Consider the following 20,193-nt stretch of genomic DNA (forward strand, 5'->3'; position numbering starts at 1 on the left):
TTTCAGCGAATTAAATCAGTTCGGGTGATATCAGCCGAGTGACAGGGTGAACACCGTCACAGCCAAACCGAACCCCTGCGGTCAGACGATCTTGGCGTTGCGGAACAACTGATCAACGGTCAGGCGTGCAAGGCTGCCTTCATCGCGGGGGTCCGTGGATGAATACATGCCAACCTGCAGCGCATCAAGCACTGCAAACAGCCGGTTCACGCTGATGGAACCCGGGTTCTTCTCAAGAGAAGACACGGTTCGCTGGTCAATGCCCAGCCGTTCGCCCAGCTGTCTTTGGGTCAAGCCCAGTTCGCGTCTGCGCGTGCGGATCAGCACGGTGACGTCGCTTAAGTTTACTTTTTTCAGTGCCATATTGTTTCGAATTTGCAATGTAGTTACAGCTTGATGACTGACATTTTTTCCTGTGTCATGTCGCGCATGGTGTGGCCAATTCCGCCCACACCGTAGCCCGACTGCCGACGACCTGCAAACGGCATCCAATCAACGCGGAATGCGGTGTGGTCATTGACCATCACGGCAGTGGCATCAATTTCACGCACACACCGCATGGCGACATTCAACTTCTGTGTGAACACGGCTGCCTGAAATGCCACTGGCAAACTGTTGGCTTGCGCAATGGCATCGCCTAAAGATTCTGTACCGAATACACACACCACAGGGCCAAACACTTCTTGGGTACTTACTTTTGCGTCATGAGGCGGATTGAGCAACACAGTAGGGGCATAGGTGGTATCACCCAGCTTGTGCCCGCCACTGAACAACTGCGCGCCACCGGAAACAGCCTCATTAACCCACTGCTCAACGCGCTTGACTTCATTCGGGTTGACCAACGGACCACACTCGGTGTCGTCAAAAATGGCATTGCCCACTTTCAATTGTGCTGCGCGGTCTGCAATGGCCTGGGCCATAGCTGTGGCCATGTCTTCGGGCACATACACCCGCTGCACGCTGACGCACACTTGACCGGAATGATAAAAACCGCCCTTGACCAGCGCGGGGATCATGGCATTCAAATCGGCGCAGTCGTCTACGATGACAGGCGCAACACCGCCATGTTCCAGCGCGCAGCGCGTGCCGGGGGCCAGTTTGCTTTTAAGCCGCCAACCCACCGCCCCTGAACCAATGAAGCTGAAAAACGCCACGCGTGGATCGGTCACCATTTGCTCGGCTATGTCACTTTTGCAGGGTGCAAAACGACACCATTCTTCGGGCAGGCCCGCTTCATACAGCATATTCACGAAGGCCTTGCAGCTAAGCGGCGTGGCACTGGCAGGCTTCACCAACACGGGGCACCCGGCAGCAATTGCTGGGCCCACCTGGTGCACGATCAGGTTCAGCGGGTGGTTAAACGCCGACACGGCCACCACCGGGCCAATGGGTTCGCGGGTGGTAAACGCCATGCGACCCGCGCCGGCAGCGGTCAGGTCCATGGGGATTTCCGTGCCCGCAAGGTGGCCCAGTTCCTTTATGCACAGTTCAACACCATCAATAGCGCGGGTTACCTCTACCTTGGCGTCCATCAAGGGTTTGCCGCCCTCATTGGCAATTTGAAAGGCCAGTTCATCGAACTTGCCTTGCATCAACTGGGCGGTTTTTTTCAGAATGGCGATGCGCTGGTGCATGGGCAACCAGTTGGCGCGTTTTTTGTGCAGCTGGCTGGCGGTGCTCAGCCAGCCATCGATGGTGGGCCAATCGACCAGTGGCACTTCGCCGATCGGTTTCAGGTCAAAGGGGTTGACCACTTCAAGAATTGATTTGCTCATATCAAACACACCTTGGCTGCAAGTTCGTCGATCAATACTTTTTTGTTCTCGGAATAGTCCACGGGCACGTCCACAATGTGCACGCCACCCGCCTTGAACGCCCGGTCAAATGTGGGCACCAGTTCTGCAGCACTACCCACACGGTGGCCTGTCGCACCGTAGGCTTCGGCGTACTTTACAAAGTCGGGGTTACCAAATTCCAGGCCCCAGTCGGCAAAACCTGCGTGCTCCTGTTTCCAGCGGATCATGCCGTAAGAACTGTCATTCAAAATGGTAACGACCAGGTTCAATTTCAGGCGCACAGCAGTTTCAATTTCCTGGGAGTTCATCATGAAGCCACCATCGCCACAAATGGCCATGACGCGGCGGTCGGGGTACAGCATGGCAGCCATCATGGCCGAGGGCAAACCGGCACCCATCGTGGCCAGCGCGTTGTCCAGCAACACGGTGTTGGGCTCGTACGCCTTGTAATTTCGGGCGTACCACAGCTTGTAAATGCCGTTGTCCAGCGCAATGATGTCTTTTGCGCCCATGGCGCGGCGGGTTTCCGCAACCAAACGCTGGGGAATGACGGGGAAGCGATCGTCGTCAGCACCCTCTTTGATATGCAGCTCCACTTCTTCACGAATGCGGTTGAAGTAGGCCAGGTCGCACACGACTTTGCCGCCAATTTTTTGCGTGAGCTTTTGTACGGAACGGGCCACATCGCCCACCACTTCACACTGCGGAAAGTACACCTGGTCTACTTTGGCAGAACGGTAATTCACGTGAATTACTTTCTTGCCGCCAATTGCCATGAAAAACGGGGGCTTTTCAACCACGTCGTGACCCACATTGATGATCAGGTCGGCCCGCTCAATGGCGCAGTGCAAGTAATCGCCATCGGAAAGTGCCGCCGTGCCCAGAAAATGTGGCGAACCTTCATCGACTACGCCCTTGCCCATTTGCGTGCTGAAAAAGGGAATGCCGGTTGTTTCAATAAACTCCTGCAAGGCCAGGCGTGCCTGTTTGCGGTTGGCCCCGGCACCCAGCAACACCAGTGGCATGCGGGCAGACCGGATCATGGACACGGCCTCGTTCAGCACCACGTCGTCGGCCACGGCATAGTGGCGTTCACCACGCGGAATCACCGACGCGGTGGTAGGTTCTGCTGCAATGTCCTCAGGAAGCTCCAGAAGCACTGCGCCGGGGCGCTCTTCTTCGGCCACGCGAAAGGCTTCACGCACCAATGCGGGAATGTTGTTGCCATGAACAATCTGTTTGCTCATTTTGCAAATGGGCGCAAACAGGTTGACCACGTCGATGATTTGAAACTGCCCTTGCTTGGACTTCTTGATGGGCTTTTGCCCGGTGATCATGATCAGTGGAAATGCACCCAGGTGCGCATAGGCAGCCGGGGTGGTGAAGTTGGTGGCACCAGGGCCCAGGGTGGCCATGCACACGCCTGCGCGGCCGGTCAAGCGGCCGTAGGTGGCGGCCATGAAGCCAGCGCCCTGCTCATGCCGGGTCAGCACCAGCTTGATGCTGCTGTTGCGCAGGCTTTCAACCATGTCCAGGTTTTCTTCGCCCGGCACTGCGAAAATGTGTTTCACGCCTTCTGCTTCAAGGGCCTGTACAAATAAATCAGAAGCTTTGGTGCCGTGGCTGGACATGGGTGTTCTCCAAAAAGGTGAACGCCCAGTGTCTGCCTGTTAGGTTGTAATTTCAATACCCATGTCCAGTCTGCATGGGCTCATGCACAGATCAATCAAGCCACCTTTAGCGCCATTAAACCGGTCCGAATGTGATCGGCGATTCTGGGTTTGACCGTGTTGCCGCAACTGCCGGTCAATACATATTCAGCCGGGTTGAAACGCGCAACACGCATGCGGTACTCTGCGTTCAAGCCGGGGTACAGGGTGTTGTTGCGGCCATTGGGGCTGAGGTACCAGCTGGCACAGCCACTTTTCCACACGGTGTGGTCACTGCGGAAGTCCATCACGTTCACAAACTTCTGTTCCACCTCAGGCTTCACGGCAATGGCTTTCAGTTTGCGCTTCTGGCGCAGCTTGATGGCCTGAATCACGTAGTTGATTTGCGCTTCCGCATAAGCAATTACCGAGGTATGGCCCGGGCCGGTGAACGGGCCTACGAGGAAATACAGGTTGGGAAAACCGGCTGTTGAAATGCCCTGGTAAGCCTCTGATCCGTCTTTCCACTTCTCGTTCAAGCTGGCGCCGCCAATGCCCTTGGTGTCGATGGGTGAACCGGTGTGGCGTACCTCGTAGCCAGTGGCATAAATGATGACATCCAATTCATGCTCAACACCATCGGCGGTGCGAATGCCTTTTTCAGTGATGCAATCAATGGCATTGGTTTCCAGATGCACGTGTTCTTTCTGCATGGTGGGGTACCAGTCGGAACTGACCAGCACGCGCTTGCAGCCAAACTTGAACGTGGGGGTCAGCTTTTTGCGCAGTTCTGGGTCTTTCACCTTGCGAGCCAAATAGCGGCTGGACATTTTCTGGGGCTGAGCCTTGAACATGTCGTACTTCAAAATGAGGAAAGGTGCCGTCAGTTCATTGAACCAGTACACGCCCAGACGGTCCATTTTCATGTTGAAGGGCGCTTTGCGGTTCAGTGCCTTCTCGGCTTCTTCAATGTTGCGGTCGGGGCGCGGCATGATCCAGTTCGCGGTGCGCTGAAACACCACCAGGTTTTTCACTTTGTCTGCAATTGCAGGGCCCACCTGCACGGCTGTGGCACCGGTACCAATCAAGCCAACCCGCTTGCCTTCCAGTTCAACAGAATGGTCCCAGGCAGCGGTGTGCACGGTGGTGCCTTTGAATGTATCTGCGCCCTTGAATTCGGCCACCTTCGGTGCGCTGAAAGGACCAACCGCTGTGACCACATTGCGGGCCTGAATGGTTTTGCCATCGGCGGTGGAAATGTTCCACAAACCGGTTTCCTCATCGAACACCGAGCCTGTAATACTGGTGTTGAACTGGATGTGTGGGTATACACCGTACTTGGTGGCGCAATGGCGCAGGTATTTGTAAATTTCGCCTTGCTTGGCGTAGCTGTTGCTCCATTCGGCCCAAGGCTCGAATGAATAGCTGTACAGGCTGCTTTTTACGTCGCAGCCGCAACCGGGGTAGGTGTTGTCGCGCCAGGTGCCGCCAACATCGTGACCTTTGTCGAAAATCCTGAAGTTGGTTTCACCGGCTTTCAGTAGCTGAATGCCCATGCCCAGCCCAGAAACGCCCGCACCAACAATTGCAACTTCAAGAATGTTCTGTGTTTCTTGTGTCATGGAATGTGTCTCTTCTTTGAATAATTTTTGATGACTTCAGTGTAGGTGCTTGGTGGCAACGGGCGTGAGTGTGAAAAGTGACGACTTTGGAGTCAATTTGGGCCACAACTCAATCGGACTGATGCACAATCAACGCTGGTGGCAACTTTGCAGCAGGTGATTTATGGAATGGTTTCAAGCATTAACAACACTCGCCTTGGGCGGATTGTTCGGTGGCATCCTTGCCTTCTCGGCCTTGTTCGCGCCGCTGGTGTTTACCAAGCTGCCAATGGAACAGGCCGGGCCATTCATACGGGCTGTATTTCCTTGGTACTACCTTTATGTGATCGTTTTTGGTTTTCTCAGCGCTATTTTTGCAGGCCTTGCAGGTGGCGGGTTCTGGGTACTTGTGCCAAGTGCGCTGGTCGGCCTGGCCAGCGTGTACACACGGCAGGTGCTGATGCTTCAAATCAATGAGCTGCGCGACCGCGAACTGGCTGGCGACAAAGCGGCTGGCGCCGAATTCAATGTGAAACACCGCTTGAGCGTGATCATCAACAGTGTGCAGTTGCTGGTGGCAGGCGCAGTGCTGGTGTGCTGGGCATGGAACTGAAAGAACACCCGCAGCTTCGGCTGCTGGAACAAACCACCGTGGCGCAAGCCTACCCGCTGTTTTTCGTGAACTACGCCATGCAGCGTGGCTTTGAAGCCGGGCAGGTTTTAGAACACACCGGGCTAACGCTTGCGCAGCTGCAAGTACCCAATGGACGAATAGCGGCCGCGCAGCACGGGCTGGTGGTGATGAACTTGCTTGCTCTGTTCCAAAGCGAACACATTGCCATTGACATTGGCTTGCAAAGCAGCCTGACCAAGGCAGGTATGATCGGCTTTGGCCTGATGAGCTGTGCAAGCCTGCGAGAAGCCATTGAACTGGGCATTCGTTTTTTACCCACCAAGGTGCCCTTCTACACCATTGACACCAGCGAAGACGAACGCACTTTGGTGTGCCACATACGCGAAGCCATGCCGCTTGAACCCGTGCGCAAATTCGCCATTGAAAATTTTGTGATTGAAGCGTGGCGTTTGTTTGAAAGCCTGTTCAACCCCATGGGCAGCACGCGCGAGGCAAGCGGCATTGAACTGTGGTTCGATTGGCCAGAACCCGCGTACTACGCAAGCTACGCCAGCAGCTTGCCACGGTGTCGCTTCAACGCAGCGGGCAATCAAATTCGAATTCCATCCGCGTGGCTAGACCTGCCCTTGCCCACAGCGAATGCCACCACCGCACAAATGGTGATTCAGCAATGCGAGCAAGAGTTGATTGCGCTGGGCTTGGGTGACAATTTAAGCGGGCGCGTGAAGAACCTGTTGATTTGCCGCGAAGGCCACTACCCACAGCTTGAAGACATGGCCAACACGCTACACATGTCGGTTCGCACACTGAAACGCAAACTGCAAAATGAAGGGCGAAGCTTCACCGATTTGTTGGGTGAAGTGATTCAGCGCGACGCTTGTCTGCTGCTTGAAACAACACGGCTTACCGTGGATGAAATTGCACAACGTGTAGGCTACCAGGACCGCGCAAACTTCACACGCGCGTTCAAAAAACTGACGGGTAAAACACCGAGTGAATACAGGGAATGGGTGGGGCACTCGGGCAATTAAGCCATCAAAAAATGACTCACCAAACCCTGCGCATCCGCATCGTGTGGCAAGCTGACATGGGTAGTACCTTTCACAGTGGCCACCGAAGGCTTGACCGCAAAATGCTGCATCAACCGCAATGAAGAATCATGCGGCACCACCTCATCATTTTCGGCCAGCAACACAAACGTGGGGTTGCGAACATTTACGGCACATTCATTCGATTTGAACTTGCTGCGCAACAACAGCGACACGGGCGCAAGCGGTACCCGGCGCTTGGCAATGTCAATCAGGCTGTCGTATGGCGTCATCAAAACCAGCTTGTGAACAGGCGTGCTGGCGGCCAATTGCATGGCCACCCCAGTGCCCAGGCTACGCCCTATCACCGAAATTTGATTGCGGTCGCACCAGGGTTGCTCAGCAACCCATTTGTAAATTACACGGGCATCGGCCACCAGGTGTTTTTCGATTGGCGTGCCTTGGGAATTGCCATAGCCGCGGTAGTTGAAAAACACCATCGGCATATTCTTGAAGCCCTGCGCCTCGTTGAGCAGCCAGCGAACATCTTCACTGCGCCCGCCAAAATAAATGGCGCAAGGTGCTTTGCTGCCCGCACCACCCATGCCCGCAGGCATGCGAACCCAACCCTCCAGCTCAACACCGGGCGCAGCCTGCAAACGCAGCTCGGTGAATTCGTGCGCGTGGTGGGTCAGTACATCATGGTGCTTCAAGGCCGGGCTGAATATATGCTTTGTTTGACTGAAATACAGGTAAGTCCAGTACGCTGCGAAACCCATGGAGGCTGACAATGCCATGCGTGGCACCAAACGCGGCTCCACCAGGCGTTTTTCTTTTTCTTCGGTGTACTTCATCGCGGCACTTTCTTTACAAAGGGGTTACAGGTCACATACGTTAGTGTATTGAAACCAAATCGTCACAAAGGTTCAAAGTGCTTCGCAAAACCGCGTTAAATCAACGTTTGGAAGGAATTGCCCACATGACCTGTCACAATGACGAGTCATATTTCAGGAAATCTTCCCGGGACGAATTGGGGACACTTCCGTAAGTTGAATGATTAGGGAGAAGAGACATGACGTTAAAAATCACCGCATTGGCGCTGAGCATGGCAGTTGCACTGTCAGCCTGTTCCAAAAAAGAAGAGACCGTGCTGCCGGAAACTTCGGCACCTGTTGAACAAGCCGCGCCGCAAGCCGTGGTCTATGTAACCCACCAAGACGGCCCTGTGACTATTTATTCACTGGCCGACTACGCAAAAATTGGCGAAATAGCCGTGGGTGAAGGTGGCCGTGGCGTGGGCTTGACTGACGATGGAAAATTGTTGGTGGTGGCCGTAAAAGAAACAAAAGACCTTGCCATCATAGACACTGCAACCAACCAGGTGGTGCGCCGCATACCGGTAGGTATTAATCCCGAATTCGTCCGTGTGCTGGGCAAGCTGGCGTTTGTTGCATACGAGCCTTCAGCCAAAGGCGGCCCACCCCCAAAGCCCGGTTCAGCTGAGGCCAAAGCACTTGAAGAAGAACGCGAGGAAGGCGATGAGCTGCCCGCACAAGTGGCAGTAATAGATTTAGTGAAAGGCGAGAAGATCAAGGAGATAACCGCCGGGTTTGAGACCGAAGGCATTGAGTTTTCCGCCGATGGCAAACACATCATTGTGACCAACGAGGCCGATGAAAATGTATCGGTACACGACATTGAAACTGGCGAGAAAATCAAACAGATCGACACCGAAAGTTATGGCATTCGCCCACGCGGTGTGAAACGTTCACCCGACGGTGAGCAGTTTGTAGTCACGCTGGAATACGGCAACAAAATGCTGATTCTGGACAAGGAATACAATGTGGTGAACGAGGCACCCACAGGCGAAGTGCCCTACGGCGTGACCTACAACCGCGATGGTTCTGAAATTGTCGTGGCACTGGCACGTGGCAAAGCCATTCAGGTATTTGATGCAAAAACGCTGGAACTGAAACGCGAAATGCCCGTGGGAGATCGGTGCTGGCACTTCAGCTTTACACCCGATGACAAACAGTTGATTGTGGCCTGTGGCCGCAGCAACAATATTCTGGTGCTGGACTACGCAAGCGGCAATGTGATCAAAGATATTCCCGAAGGCAATATGCCCTGGGGCGTTATGGTTGCTCCGAAATCGGTTGGCTCACTGGATATTCCTGGTTAATCGGCAAGCAAGTAGCACTGGCACTAATTAATTTTTGTGAAGTGACTACGGTGGTTCTACTAAACAAAAAAGGAGTCTGAAAACGACTCCTTTTTTGTTTTCAGATTTTTTTAAACCCATGTACTCCTAAACGAATTTTCAGCGTTAATCAATGAAACGGTTGCCTTGACGCAACACATTCAAATAGTAAAACGCCCCTTGGGAGTTACATATGAGACGCGTATTCAATGTAATTGAATCAAACACCCCTGCCGTTCACGTTCAATTTAAAACCGCACCCGCAGACTGCGTGCCATCGATTCAACGCGAATGGGCCGAGGCCCTGCGTTGCGACTTCGGCCGCACCCGCGAAGCCATGCTTTGCAAACTTGCAGAAACCACGCAGGAACTGGTCATCAGCTACCCGAACGACCCAAAAATTCTGCTCTGGAATGGTGTGGTATTAACAGGCTATGCAAAGTCGCTGGGCGGCCTGGCCGGGCTTGCGTTGCTAAAGCGTGCGAAAGCATCGCTTGAACGCGCAATAACGCTGGCACCCAATGACGGTGCAGCTTATCTGTATTTGGGTTTGCTGTACGAAAGTACGCCAGAATCGCCCTACGGGTTTGGCGATGAAACCTTGGCCAGAACCCTTCTGGAACAGGGTTTGGCGCTGACACTGAACACGCCGAAAAAGCGTTTGCGGAGAATGGGTGCGCACTGAAGCAACCCCAAAAAAAGGAAAGCCGACTCTGCACAGCTTTCCTTTCTTGCTACAACAACTGTCAAGAAATTAACGGTTGGCGATGTACATGGTGATTTCAAAACCGAAACGCATATCTACAAATTGTGGGGTGGTCCAGCTCATGTCTACTTCTCCAAGTTTGTTTTATTAAATCGGCGGCTTTGTGCTGCCATGTAAAAAGCATACCGAACACAGCTCAGGAAATTTGCCCGACCTTCATTGCGTGAAGGACGGCGTGGTCAATCCCCACCCGATTGCAAGCTTGGTCAGCTCAATGTCGTTGCCCACATTCAATTTCTTTTTGATCTGATAATGAATGTTGTGAATGGTTTTTGCACTCAGGAACAACAACTCGCCAATTTGCTCGGCAGACTGCCCGGCCACCAACAGGCACAGTACCTCGAATTCACGACTGCTTAGTTCATCAAGCCCACCGCGATTGTCGCGAAGCCTGGAAAGTGCCATCAAACGAGAAAGGTCAGCGCTCATGAACGTGCGCCCGGCCAGCACCTCGCCGATGGCACGCAACAACACCTCGGGGCGACTGCTTTTGGTGACATAACCCTTCGCACCCGTGTCCATGCAGGCACGCGCCAGCTCAATTGAATTGTGCATGGTGAACATCAGGATCTTCGCATCGGGCCATCGCCCCAGCACCCGCTGAATCAAACTCAAACCCACAGGTTCAGGCATGCTGATGTCGCAAATAATCAAACCCGGCAATTCCTTTTGACAGGCTGCATAGGCGTCTTGCGCATTTTCTGCTTCATGCACCCGCCTGAACCCGCCCTGGGTTTCCAGCAAATGCCGATAACCCGCGCGCACCACCGCATGGTCGTCTACCAGCAAAATTGTGGCCTCGGTGTTTTGCATCATGCTTCCTTCAATTCAAAACGGGCTGAAACCAAAAACAGGCCCGCACTGGCCTGCGAATGAAACACCCCGCCATGCACCCGAACCCGCTCGGCCAACAGGTTCAGACCCATGCCCCCCGAGGGCACGCGGTGACCCTCCTGCCCTTTCGGCTTGCTCAGGGAATTCTCGATTGTCAAATCCAGCACCTTGCCAGTTCGGCTTAAACGAACATTCACGGCAGAACCCTCGGCAGCATGCCGCCTTACATTGGCCAAACACTCCTCGACAGTTCGGTACACACACAATGCCCTGTCTTTGCCCAGGCTGCTTAAAGCCGCGGCATCCAGTTGCAGGTTCACCGTCCAGCCGCTGCCGGAATTGATTTCCCAACGCGTACACAAGTCTTGAATGGCCATGCCAAGGTCGGCGCCCTCTAGCACGGGCGGGCACTTGTTCACCAAGACCGCCCGCATGCGCTCGAATGCACCTTCAATTTGTAGGTCGATTTCTTCCAGCTTTTCTTGAACCTCTGGCTCGCCGTGCTTTAACTGCGCACGCAACTGCGCACAGTTCACGGCGATCAGACTCAAAGACTGCCCAAGATCTGCGTGCACCAGGTGGGCCAATTCCCTGCGCTCTTCTTCCTGAACATCGAGCAACTTCATCAACAATTTGCGCCGGGTCTGCGTAAGCCGCCACAAACGCTCATTCAAACGGTTCACGCCCTGCGCAATGCGACCAAATTCCCGGGGCTGTACATCGGGCAATTGGTCTGGGGGTGGGCTGTCTTCTGAAATGGCAATCGAATCGAGTTTCTCAACCAAAGTAGCGGCGGGTTGCAATGCGCGGCCAATCACAACATAGGTGAGCGCAGCCAGGCTGGCCACAATCAACGTGCTGAGCAGCAGCAAATCGCGCAGGGTGTTCCAGAATTTGGTCAACACCAGTTGAGGGTCGGCGGTAATGTGCAGTTCACCGAAAGGCTGCCCCCACAAACCCACCGGCCTGGGTTCTGACTGTATTTGAACACCCAGCAGTTTCATGAGTTGTGCCTCAACCGGGTGCCCGGTCTGCTTCTCGCACCCTTCCTCGCGAACCTGGCCATTCCAGCCCTCGTAGCGAATACAGTACGGCGCCAGTTGCAGGCCGTACTGACTGCCCACCAACACGGGCGAGCCTTCAATCTCGGGGTTGATCTGCCGCCGGTACATGGAATATTCAACCATTTCATGCAGGCGTGTTGCGTCGCTGGTCAAGGCCTCGTCCACCTCATTGGCCGTTCGCAGCACCACATAGGCGGAAATAATCACCCAGCACAACAGGCCCAGGGTGATCATTCGTACCAGCAAGTAGCGTTTCAGGTTCATGGCAAGTGGATTCGATGTTTTGAATACACTACTGCAATTTTCTTGCCTGTCCTACCCAGTGACACCTGTTTCATGAACTTCAACACCCCCGGTACTGGAAATACCGGGCTACGCCAGGGAATCGGTTAACGCGGATCGCGGCCTTCTTCTTTTCCCGCAGTGATCCAATGATGAAGCGCGTCCCCGAAGCCTAGCGCACCGTATGCCTGCTTCAGGTCAGGGTAACGATTCATGTAATTTTGCACATTGAAATTTGGGCTGCCCACACGGCCCTCGCCGATGCCGTTGTTTAGCCAGTGATTAATGGCGCAGTGCAAGTCGCCCATGCCACATATTTGCACGATGTCGGGGTAAGTGGCCCGGTAAAACACGGGATCAAACTCAAAGCTACCTGCGCGGCCTTGGTAAATCCCATAATCCCGCCAGTGGGTGGCCATGTCCATATTGGCCTGCACCACGTCAGGGTGAGCATCATAGTAGTAATCCCAATCAAACACCGAGGCGGCGAAAATCGGGTCCGGGCCCTTCTTGTGTTTTTTCTTTTTCTTGCCCAACTTGGCTATGGCGTTGCCCGCATCATTGAAAGCCTTGGCCGCGGAATGGGTTGCTGAGTCGGCTACCTTGCGTGCCGCGTTTTTCGTTTGCTCGTATTGCACGCGCACGGCTTCAGCCTGCTGTTGTGCCAGCGCCTGTGCCAACTGCGCCTGTTGTTCCGCCTCTTTGGCCACACGTTGTGCCTCGGCAGCTGCTGCATTGGCTATTTTGTTCAATTCAGCCGTAGCAGCTGTGGCTGTGTAGCCCCCCAAGTGGGCAAACTCGGTCGAAATTTTTCGGTAAGCAGCTTCCAGTTCCTTGCCAATACAATTCTGGATTTTCGAAGGGTCTACATTTACCCCACCGTGCGCATCAAACACATCTGCCAAATTGGTGGTGGGCACAATGGCCAGCTCACCTTTAATCTCAAACGGATTCACGCAGGTGGCATTCACCGAAATACGCATATTGATGGGGCCATGCGCAACCTCCACCTTCTGCCCGGCAATATTGCCAATCATGGCAATTTCCTGCTTGTCTTTGTTGATCAACCAGGATTGAGCCATGTAGAAATCGAGTGGGCCCAGTGGTCCAATCTTCAGCCTGATTTTTTTACCCACTTCTGCACTCAAGCCTGAAAGCCCGGCGGTGCCCTGCATCCACCCCATTTCCTGCCCCATCACCTTCACATTGCCTGCGGCGTACATGAAGGGGCCATCTTGGGCCAGGGGGCCAAGCACCAGAAAGTTGAAGTACTTGTTGTCATCCGGAAATGGCTTGGTGCTGTCACCGAAAACATAAGCCGGTGCCGGGTTGGGGTTGCCCATCTGCATAACAGACAACGGTTTGACCATGGTCAACAAAGCGCCCTTGAACGAGTCAATGCCCTTGATGAAACCGCCACCATATTTTTTCAACCGTGGATCTGGCGAAGCCATGGCCACCATCACATGCGCCGCGTCTTCCATAGTGAAGCTTTGGGGGGTCGACATGCGAAAGCTGAAATCGGCCAGGTCCATGCCACCTGCAGGTGTCAGTGGGGTTTGAAATTGCATCAGCACTTTTTTGTCTTTGGCACCACTGAAGTACGCATTGCCCTTGTAGCCAAACGTCAATGCGTTGTTCAAAAAGAATGTGGCATCGGTCAGCCGCATTTGCGGCAAGCCCATTTTTACAGCAGCCCCAGGGCCAAACTGAAACTCTACGAATGCCTCGGGTTTCAGCGCGTCCATTCCGGCTTTCTTCATGGTGTCCCCGTGGGCAACCGCATCGGCCGCACCGGCACCTGCGCCCGCACCGGCCGTCAGGTCAGTGGGAATAGGCATTACCACCGCAGCACGCATCAGCATGTTGCTGACATCAGCGCCCAAGCTGGCCATGGCCAGTTTGAAAGCACCGCCCACATTGGCACGTGCAGCCAATTGCACACCGCTTGAAAATTCCAGCGAATTCACATTGAAGTATTTTTCACGCACCACATCGCGCAGGGCTTGCGGCATCTTGACCACATCCAATGCATAGTCAGTGGTAGAAATCGAAATCATCGGTGTATTTAGCGATGTCTGACCCAACACCTCTTGAACTTTTTTACTCAGAATGGCGGGCATTTTGACCGACTTGTCCACCACCAACAGCAATGTTTGCTGCGATTTTCCGCTGGTGAAAAAGTAGAGCTGCAAGCGGCCCGAGCGGGTCATGTAACACCCCGTCAAATTGTTGCCACAACTGGTTTCCTTCAGCGATGCAACCATGCCCTGCACATCGTCCTTGATTCCCGCAATTGGCAAACCATGCAGCATCTTTTTCAGGCTTGGCGTTATTTCAGGGGCACCTTTCGCGTGCGTAGGCTGGTAAATTGCGATTGCACTTGCCAAAAGAGCCGCTGTAACAAACCAGCTTTTCTTCATGCGCACAAACCGGGTCTTACCTTCTTGTTTTTCCTGTTCCATCCGCTATGCTCCAAAAAAAGGAGCCCTGATTATCAATGCGCATACGCACGAAGCATCTAGAGAGGAAGGGAACTTTCCCATGACTTAGCACTCTTTAACGAAGAGTGCTAAAATTGACCGGAAATTGGTTCATTCATTCGGAGATAACCGCAATCATGACCGCCACTGCATTAACTCTTGCTAACACCCGCGCCACTGGCAGCAGCCTGGCCGTGCGCGACCCATGGGCGCTGGTGGCCCGTGGCCCGCTTGGCAATCTTGATGCCTACATTTCGGCCACCCACCAAATCCCGATGCTGACGCCTGAGGAAGAAGTTGATCTGGGCGAACGCCTTCAGCGCGACAACGACCTGGAAGCAGCCCGCCGCCTGGTGCTTAGCCACCTGCGGCTGGTGGTTGCAGTGGCACGCCAATACCTGGGCTATGGCCTGCCCCACGCCGATCTGATTCAGGAAGGCAACATCGGCCTGATGAAAGCCGTGAAGCGTTTCGACACCACGCGTGGCGTACGCCTGGTCAGCTTTGCCCTGCACTGGATCAAAGCTGAAATTCACGAGTACATCATTCGCAACTGGCGCATGGTCAAAATGATCACTACCAAGGCGCACCGCAAGCTGTTTTTCAACCTGAACAGCTTCAAAAAATATGGCCAAACGCTTTCGCCCGACCAAATTCACGAGGTGGCCGAGGAACTGAATGTTCGCCCCGAAGATGTTTCAGACATGGAACGCCGCATGGCGGGCCATGAATTCAGCCTGGACCCTGTGATCGACGTAGACAGCGAGGAAAGCAGCTACAACCCCGTGCGCTACCTGGCCGCCGAAGGTGCCGAACCCACCGAGGTACTGGAAGGTGCCAGCATGGAGCGCCTGCACAGTGAAGGCCTGGATGTGGCGCTGGCCAGCCTGGACGAACGCAGCCAACGCATTATTTCCAGTCGCTGGCTGGCTGGCGAGAACGCCAAAACCCTGCACGACCTGGCCGCCGAGCTGGGTGTGTCCGCAGAACGCGTGCGCCAAATTGAAACCCAGGCCATGAAAAAAATGAAAACCGCCCTTCTAAAATACGAGAATGGTGAAGACTGAGCAAAACTTGTAATCATTTTGGGTGAAAACTGACCTACACTAAGGGCTTGGCGACAAGCCCTTTTTTATTGTCCACTACAAAAGCCACCACACCATGATTGAAGTTCACCACCTGGAACATTCACGCTCGCAGCGCATTATCTGGCTGCTCGAAGAACTGGGCCTGCCCTACAAGGTAACGCGCTACGCCCGCGACGCAAAAACCTACCTGGCCCCGCCCGAACTGTTGAAAATCCACCCCTTGGGCAAATCGCCGGTGATTACCGATGGGGACATCACGGTGGCCGAAAGCGGTGCAATCGTGGAATACCTGATCGACAAGGCCGGAGGCGCCAAGCGCCCCGCAGCCGGCACACAGGCTCACCGCGATTACACCTACTGGATGCACTTTGCCGAAGGCACCGCCATGCCCCCGCTGGTCATGACGCTGGTGTTCAACAAAATCGAAAATGCCCCAGTGCCCGCACTGCTCAAACCCATCGTGCTGCCCATTGCACGCGGTATTTCAAAGCAGGTTAAAAACAACTTCATTAACCCGAATCTTGAAAAACAATTCGCCTACATTGAAGGCGTGCTGACCAAGAATGAATGGTTCTGCGGCAGCGAAATGACAGGTGCCGATTTCATGATGAGCTTCCCCCTGGAAGCCGCCATAAGCCGCGCAGCGTCGATCAACAGCATGCCGAAAATTGCGGCCTACGTAAAACGCATTCACGCCATGCCCAGTTACAAAAAAGCACTTGAAGTGGGTGGGCCCTACAACTACGCTTGATCAACATGAACGCAGCAACAGAATCGCTGGAACAACTGGCAACAATCACCTCGGCTATCGGCAATGTGCAGCTGATTCGGGATGGCTTCTTTCTGCCTGCCCAAACGGGAATGATTCTGTTGCCGGGCGACCGGATTGTCAGCGGCCCAAACGCCAAAGCGGTGATCCAGTTCACAGGGGTAGACAATGCGTTGGTGATTGAAAACGACGCCGCAGCAACCTTCAATCTTGAAGTGCTTGAAAACGATCAGCCCCCGCAATGGATCGCAACAGACATGCTGGGCGAAGGTGTTTACTTCGAAGATCAGGCTGCAATTGAAACCACCGCGGCCACCGAGGAAAAAAGCAACATCTTCGGTCTGTTTACCACTAGCACAGAAGGTGATTCCACCGGTTTTCCTGTGCTGGAAAGCGTCGCTTTTCTGGGTGCCACCGCAGCCATATACAGCGACAACGAAAACAACACCACCACGGAAAGCAACACCAACGCTGCCGAATCGGAAACACCCAACAACCCGAACCCACAACCAACGCCAGAACCTGAGCCTGAGCCTGAGCCGGACCCCCAACCCGAACCGGAACCTGAACCAGACACGTTTGGCCCGATTCCCTTGGGCTCATTGCCCCTGCCAGAACAAATCAACGACCCACAGCAAACATTGCTCGCTATCAACTTAGTCTGACACGAAACGATCAGTTCCATTTACACGAAATAAGCATTGGTTCTGCACAACGGAATAAGAAATGTGCATACAACTATGCGTCGCGTGGATATAGCAATTGACTGAATAAGATGCGTATTTGTGTAATTGCAGCAAAGGACGCTTTGAATGACTGACAGCGAACGCTTCGAACTTGATTTCTCCGAAGCCAAAACGATCCCCATCGACTTGTCAAATACACGCATTGCTGAACCGGGAGCCGCCCACAGGTTGGCCAACATTTGGAGCTTTTCCGCGCCGCCCGGGCACAACAATGCCAGCGGCCCGTGTGCCTTGGGCACAGTGCTTCACTTTTACGGAATTGGATGGAACCACCTGCCGCGGGAACAAAATGGTCGCCCCGTGAACGATCCGTTTGTTGAAGAATTAATACGCTGGAGCAACACACCGAACTTGCTTAGCGGCAGTTTGGGTACTTCGCCCGCCATGATGCTTGCAAGCCTTCACAAAGCCGAACTGAACGCGAACTGGTACGCAGGCAACCCGAAGGAACAGACAATGCAATTGATTGAAGATGAAATTCGCTTGGGCCAACCAGTGATTGTTTTGATTAACCACGGGCCTTCCGGGCATCCCCTGCTGCTGGAATGGCAGGTGGCATTCCAGATCGAAGACAACATGATTTGGACAAAGCACTGTGCTGGAAGGAACGCTGAAAAACGATGGCCGATTGAGAAATTTCTCAATAGCCTTGAAATGGACCTGCCCCAGCTAAGCGGCAGCGTCATCACCATTCAAAAAGAATAATCACTTGCCGTCGAGAATTTGCGCAATATCGCTGACCACAGGCGCGGAATCGGCATTGTGGCGTACCAGCAAACGGGCGCGGCCCTGCTGGTCAAACACATAGCTGGCCGACGTGTGGTCCATCAAGTAATTGCCAGGGCTACTGCCCTCTACTTTGCCTGCGAACACGCGCAAGCCAGCCAGCAAGGGCTTTAATTCTTCAGAAGACCTGGCGGTGAGCGCATCAAAAGTGGGGTTAAACTGGGGTACATAGTTGCTCAGCAATTCGGGGGTATCGCGTTCAGGGTCAACCGACACAAACAACACTTGCAGGTTCTCGCCTTTCTCGCCCAGCCTGGCTTTTACCTCGCTCCATTGCTGCATGGTGATTGGGCATACGTCGGGGCAATGGGTGTAGCCGAAAAACATAGCCACCACCTTGCCCTTGTAGCTTTCCATGGTGCGCTCGGTGCCCGACAAGTCTTTCAACTTGAAGTTGGCCACCAAGGCTGAGCCCGTGATGTCGGTGTTGGTAAAACTGGCTGGCCCCACATTGCATGCGGCCAACAAAACCACCACACCCAACGCTGAACCGCGCACCACTTTTTGAAACTTCTTGAACATGCCAGCTACACCATCACATAGTGATCGACCAACAAGGCCGCAAACAAAAACGCCAGGTAGGCGATGGAATACGTGAATGCCTTTTTGGCCAGAGCATCGCTGTAATTTTTCCAGATTTTGTAACCGTAGCCGATGAAAATAGCATTCAAAACAACAGCACAGACCAGGTAAAGCAGCCCGCTCATTTTCATGGCGTAAGGAATGGCTGTGGTGGCCGCCAGCATGATGGTGTACAAAAACACATGGAACTGGGTGAAAGCCGCCCCGTGGGTTACAGGCAGCATGGGCAACCCGGCACGCGCGTATTCCTGTGTGCGGTACAAAGCCAAAGCCCAGAAGTGCGGGGGCGTCCACACAAAAATAATCAGGAACAACACCAAGGCTTCGGCCGACACGCTATTCGTAACTGCAGCCCAACCCAGCACAGGTGGCATGGCTCCGGAAGCACCGCCGATCACAATATTCTGCGGGGTGTTGGGTTTCAACAGCAGGGTGTAAATAACGGCATAGCCCACAAATGTGGCCAAGGTCAGCCACATGGTCAGCGGGTTCACAAACACGTATAAAATCCACACACCGACGCCACCTACCATGCTGGAAAACACCAGCGTTTGGACGGAATTCAATTCCCCACGCGGCAGGGGGCGCGCGCGCGTGCGTGCCATGGCTGCATCAATTTTCTGCTCCACCAGACAATTGAATGCTGCCGCTGCGCCAGCAACCAGCCAAATACCCAAGGTACCGGCGATCAGCACCTGCGCATCGGGCAAGGTGGGCGTGGCCAAAAACATGCCGATCACAGCACAAAACACGATCAAGGCCACCACACGTGGTTTGGTCAATGTCCAGTACTGCTTGGCGACGTGGAGAAATCCACTCGCGGCTTTGGCTTTGTCGGCTTTTGTTGGTGCTGATGGCATGGTGGGCCTTATGAAATTCGATGGCGATTGCCCGCAACCCGATAGTTTACCAAGATCAGGGTGACCAGCAACAGCGCTGCCCCCCCATTGTGCGCCACTGCCAACCACAATGGCAATTGGAACACCACGTTGCCAATGCCCATTGCGATTTGCAATGCAAGCACTGCTGCCACTTTAATGGCCAATGGTTTGGTGCCCGGGTTGCGCCACAAGGCAAACGCTAAAAAGCCCAAAATGGCTGTAACCACCAACGCGCCCACGCGGTGAATAAAGTGAATGGCGGTGAGCGAAGCCACATTCAAAATGTCCCCATTGGGCGTTTCGCCCAGCTCGCGAACAATGTGAAAGGCGTGATCAAATTCCATATGCGGCCACATGCTGCCGTGGCAACTCGGGAAATCAGTGCACACCACCGCAGCGTAGTTGGTGCTGACCCACCCTCCCAGAATAATTTGGGCAATAACGGCAAGCAAACCCAAGCGGGCCAACAACCGCAGCTTACGGACATCTTGAACCGGTGCAACGGTTCGCGCAGGGCTTGTTTGGCGCAGCCACAACCAGGTCAACATGCCCAGGATGGTCATGCCGCCAATCAAGTGCCCGGTCACAATGGCGGGCTTAAGCAGCATGGTCACGGTCCAGGCCCCGAATGCACCTTGAAGGCACACTGCAAAAAACAGCCAGGTTGCCAAGGCAGGCGATTGTTTTAACTCGCTGCGTTTTTTCCAGGCCAACGCCATGATGCCAATGATCAGGATTCCCAGAAATGTGGCCACATAACGGTGCACCATTTCTTTCCAGGCTTTTGGAATGGACACCGGGCCATGATCGCCACCCTGTATTTGAACAGCTTCGGCAATTTCCTCGGCTGCATGGGTCGGCGTCAGCTTGCCGTAGCAACCGGGCCAATCTGGGCAACCCAGGCCCGCGTCGGTCAAGCGCACAAAGGCGCCCAACATGATCAAAAGAAAGGTTAGAACTGTGGTGAAGGCGACCAAACGTTTGTAACTGCTCATGCTGCTCTC

20 protein-coding genes are annotated in these 20,193 nt (G+C 54.1%); 8 read left to right on the plus strand and 12 right to left on the minus strand.

Annotated elements, in window-relative coordinates; all coding sequences use genetic code 11:
- Positions 1-81: 81 nt before the first annotated feature.
- The 4 genes from V7028_RS04900 to V7028_RS04915 form a co-directional block, all read right to left on the minus strand.
- On the minus strand, positions 82-363 hold the full coding sequence (locus V7028_RS04900) for a helix-turn-helix domain-containing protein (RefSeq protein WP_305563951.1): 282 nt from the start codon (positions 361-363) through the stop codon (positions 82-84).
- 23 nt (positions 364-386) lie between these two features.
- Complete coding sequence (locus tag V7028_RS04905; protein WP_334118987.1) at positions 387-1,775, minus strand: aldehyde dehydrogenase family protein; 1,389 nt, start codon at positions 1,773-1,775, stop codon at positions 387-389.
- A complete protein-coding gene (locus V7028_RS04910) occupies positions 1,772-3,427 on the minus strand; it encodes an acetolactate synthase large subunit (protein WP_334118988.1) in 1,656 nt (551 codons plus the stop codon). Before V7028_RS04910 ends, V7028_RS04905 begins: the two co-directional genes overlap by 4 nt.
- Positions 3,428-3,522: 95 nt before the next feature.
- Complete coding sequence (locus V7028_RS04915; protein ID WP_334118989.1) at positions 3,523-5,067, minus strand: flavin-containing monooxygenase; 1,545 nt, start codon at positions 5,065-5,067, stop codon at positions 3,523-3,525.
- Between the two features lie 163 nt (positions 5,068-5,230).
- Here V7028_RS04915 and V7028_RS04920 point away from each other — a divergent pair, with 163 nt between their 5' ends.
- A complete protein-coding gene (locus V7028_RS04920) occupies positions 5,231-5,659 on the plus strand; it encodes a DUF4149 domain-containing protein (protein ID WP_334118990.1) in 429 nt (142 codons plus the stop codon).
- Positions 5,650-6,711 carry an AraC family transcriptional regulator gene (locus tag V7028_RS04925; RefSeq protein ID WP_334118991.1) on the plus strand — a complete coding sequence of 354 codons (1,062 nt, stop codon included), beginning with the start codon at positions 5,650-5,652 and terminating at the stop codon, positions 6,709-6,711. The genes V7028_RS04920 and V7028_RS04925 overlap by 10 nt, the downstream gene beginning before the upstream one ends.
- Here V7028_RS04925 and V7028_RS04930 read toward each other — a convergent pair.
- Positions 6,708-7,562, minus strand: a complete 855-nt coding sequence (locus V7028_RS04930) for an alpha/beta hydrolase (protein ID WP_334118992.1) — start codon at positions 7,560-7,562, stop codon at positions 6,708-6,710. The genes V7028_RS04925 and V7028_RS04930 overlap by 4 nt on opposite strands.
- A gap of 218 nt (positions 7,563-7,780) precedes the next feature.
- Between V7028_RS04930 and V7028_RS04935 the strand changes: the two genes are divergently transcribed.
- On the plus strand, positions 7,781-8,890 hold the full coding sequence (locus V7028_RS04935) for a cytochrome D1 domain-containing protein (protein ID WP_334118993.1): 1,110 nt from the start codon (positions 7,781-7,783) through the stop codon (positions 8,888-8,890).
- Positions 8,891-9,101: 211 nt separating this feature from the next.
- On the plus strand, positions 9,102-9,593 hold the full coding sequence (locus V7028_RS04940) for a hypothetical protein (protein WP_334118994.1): 492 nt from the start codon (positions 9,102-9,104) through the stop codon (positions 9,591-9,593).
- 69 nt (positions 9,594-9,662) lie between these two features.
- Here the strand turns inward: V7028_RS04940 and pqqA are convergent, their stop codons facing one another.
- The 4 genes from pqqA to V7028_RS04960 all read right to left on the minus strand — a co-directional run bounded on the left by pqqA (position 9,663) and on the right by V7028_RS04960 (position 14,319).
- Positions 9,663-9,737 carry a pyrroloquinoline quinone precursor peptide PqqA gene (gene pqqA, locus V7028_RS04945; protein ID WP_008247588.1) on the minus strand — a complete coding sequence of 25 codons (75 nt, stop codon included), beginning with the start codon at positions 9,735-9,737 and terminating at the stop codon, positions 9,663-9,665.
- A gap of 93 nt (positions 9,738-9,830) precedes the next feature.
- Positions 9,831-10,490, minus strand: coding sequence for a response regulator transcription factor (locus tag V7028_RS04950; RefSeq protein WP_334118995.1), 660 nt, complete (start codon positions 10,488-10,490; stop codon positions 9,831-9,833).
- Positions 10,487-11,836, minus strand: coding sequence for a sensor histidine kinase (locus V7028_RS04955; RefSeq protein WP_334118996.1), 1,350 nt, complete (start codon positions 11,834-11,836; stop codon positions 10,487-10,489). The genes V7028_RS04950 and V7028_RS04955 overlap by 4 nt, the downstream gene beginning before the upstream one ends.
- A gap of 125 nt (positions 11,837-11,961) precedes the next feature.
- Entirely contained in the window at positions 11,962-14,319 is a 2,358-nt protein-coding gene (locus tag V7028_RS04960) for a lectin (RefSeq protein WP_334118997.1), read from the minus strand.
- A 155-nt stretch (positions 14,320-14,474) separates the two neighbouring features.
- Between V7028_RS04960 and rpoH the strand changes: the two genes are divergently transcribed.
- The 4 genes from rpoH to V7028_RS04980 all read left to right on the plus strand — a co-directional run bounded on the left by rpoH (position 14,475) and on the right by V7028_RS04980 (position 17,645).
- A complete protein-coding gene (gene rpoH / locus V7028_RS04965; RefSeq protein ID WP_334118998.1) occupies positions 14,475-15,404 on the plus strand; it encodes an RNA polymerase sigma factor RpoH in 930 nt (309 codons plus the stop codon).
- Between the two features lie 94 nt (positions 15,405-15,498).
- A complete protein-coding gene (locus V7028_RS04970) occupies positions 15,499-16,176 on the plus strand; it encodes a glutathione S-transferase (RefSeq protein WP_334118999.1) in 678 nt (225 codons plus the stop codon).
- 5 nt (positions 16,177-16,181) lie between these two features.
- Positions 16,182-16,859, plus strand: coding sequence for a hypothetical protein (locus tag V7028_RS04975; protein ID WP_334119000.1), 678 nt, complete (start codon positions 16,182-16,184; stop codon positions 16,857-16,859).
- A gap of 147 nt (positions 16,860-17,006) precedes the next feature.
- Positions 17,007-17,645, plus strand: a complete 639-nt coding sequence (locus V7028_RS04980) for a hypothetical protein (protein WP_334119001.1) — start codon at positions 17,007-17,009, stop codon at positions 17,643-17,645.
- On the opposite strand, the gene V7028_RS04985 is transcribed toward V7028_RS04980, so the two are convergent.
- The 3 genes from V7028_RS04985 to V7028_RS04995 are packed head-to-tail and all read right to left on the minus strand — an operon-like array spanning position 17,646 to position 20,184.
- The gene (locus V7028_RS04985) at positions 17,646-18,248 is read right to left on the minus strand and encodes an SCO family protein (protein WP_334119002.1); all 603 of its coding nucleotides are present in this window, start codon (positions 18,246-18,248) and stop codon (positions 17,646-17,648) included. It lies immediately after the preceding gene.
- Positions 18,249-18,253: 5 nt separating this feature from the next.
- Positions 18,254-19,168, minus strand: a complete 915-nt coding sequence (gene cyoE / locus V7028_RS04990) for a heme o synthase (RefSeq protein WP_334119003.1) — start codon at positions 19,166-19,168, stop codon at positions 18,254-18,256.
- Between the two features lie 8 nt (positions 19,169-19,176).
- Positions 19,177-20,184, minus strand: coding sequence for a COX15/CtaA family protein (locus V7028_RS04995; protein WP_334119004.1), 1,008 nt, complete (start codon positions 20,182-20,184; stop codon positions 19,177-19,179).
- Positions 20,185-20,193 lie beyond the last annotated feature (9 nt).

The organism is Limnobacter sp. (assembly GCF_036846585.1).
Lineage (GTDB): Bacteria > Pseudomonadota > Gammaproteobacteria > Burkholderiales > Burkholderiaceae_B > Limnobacter.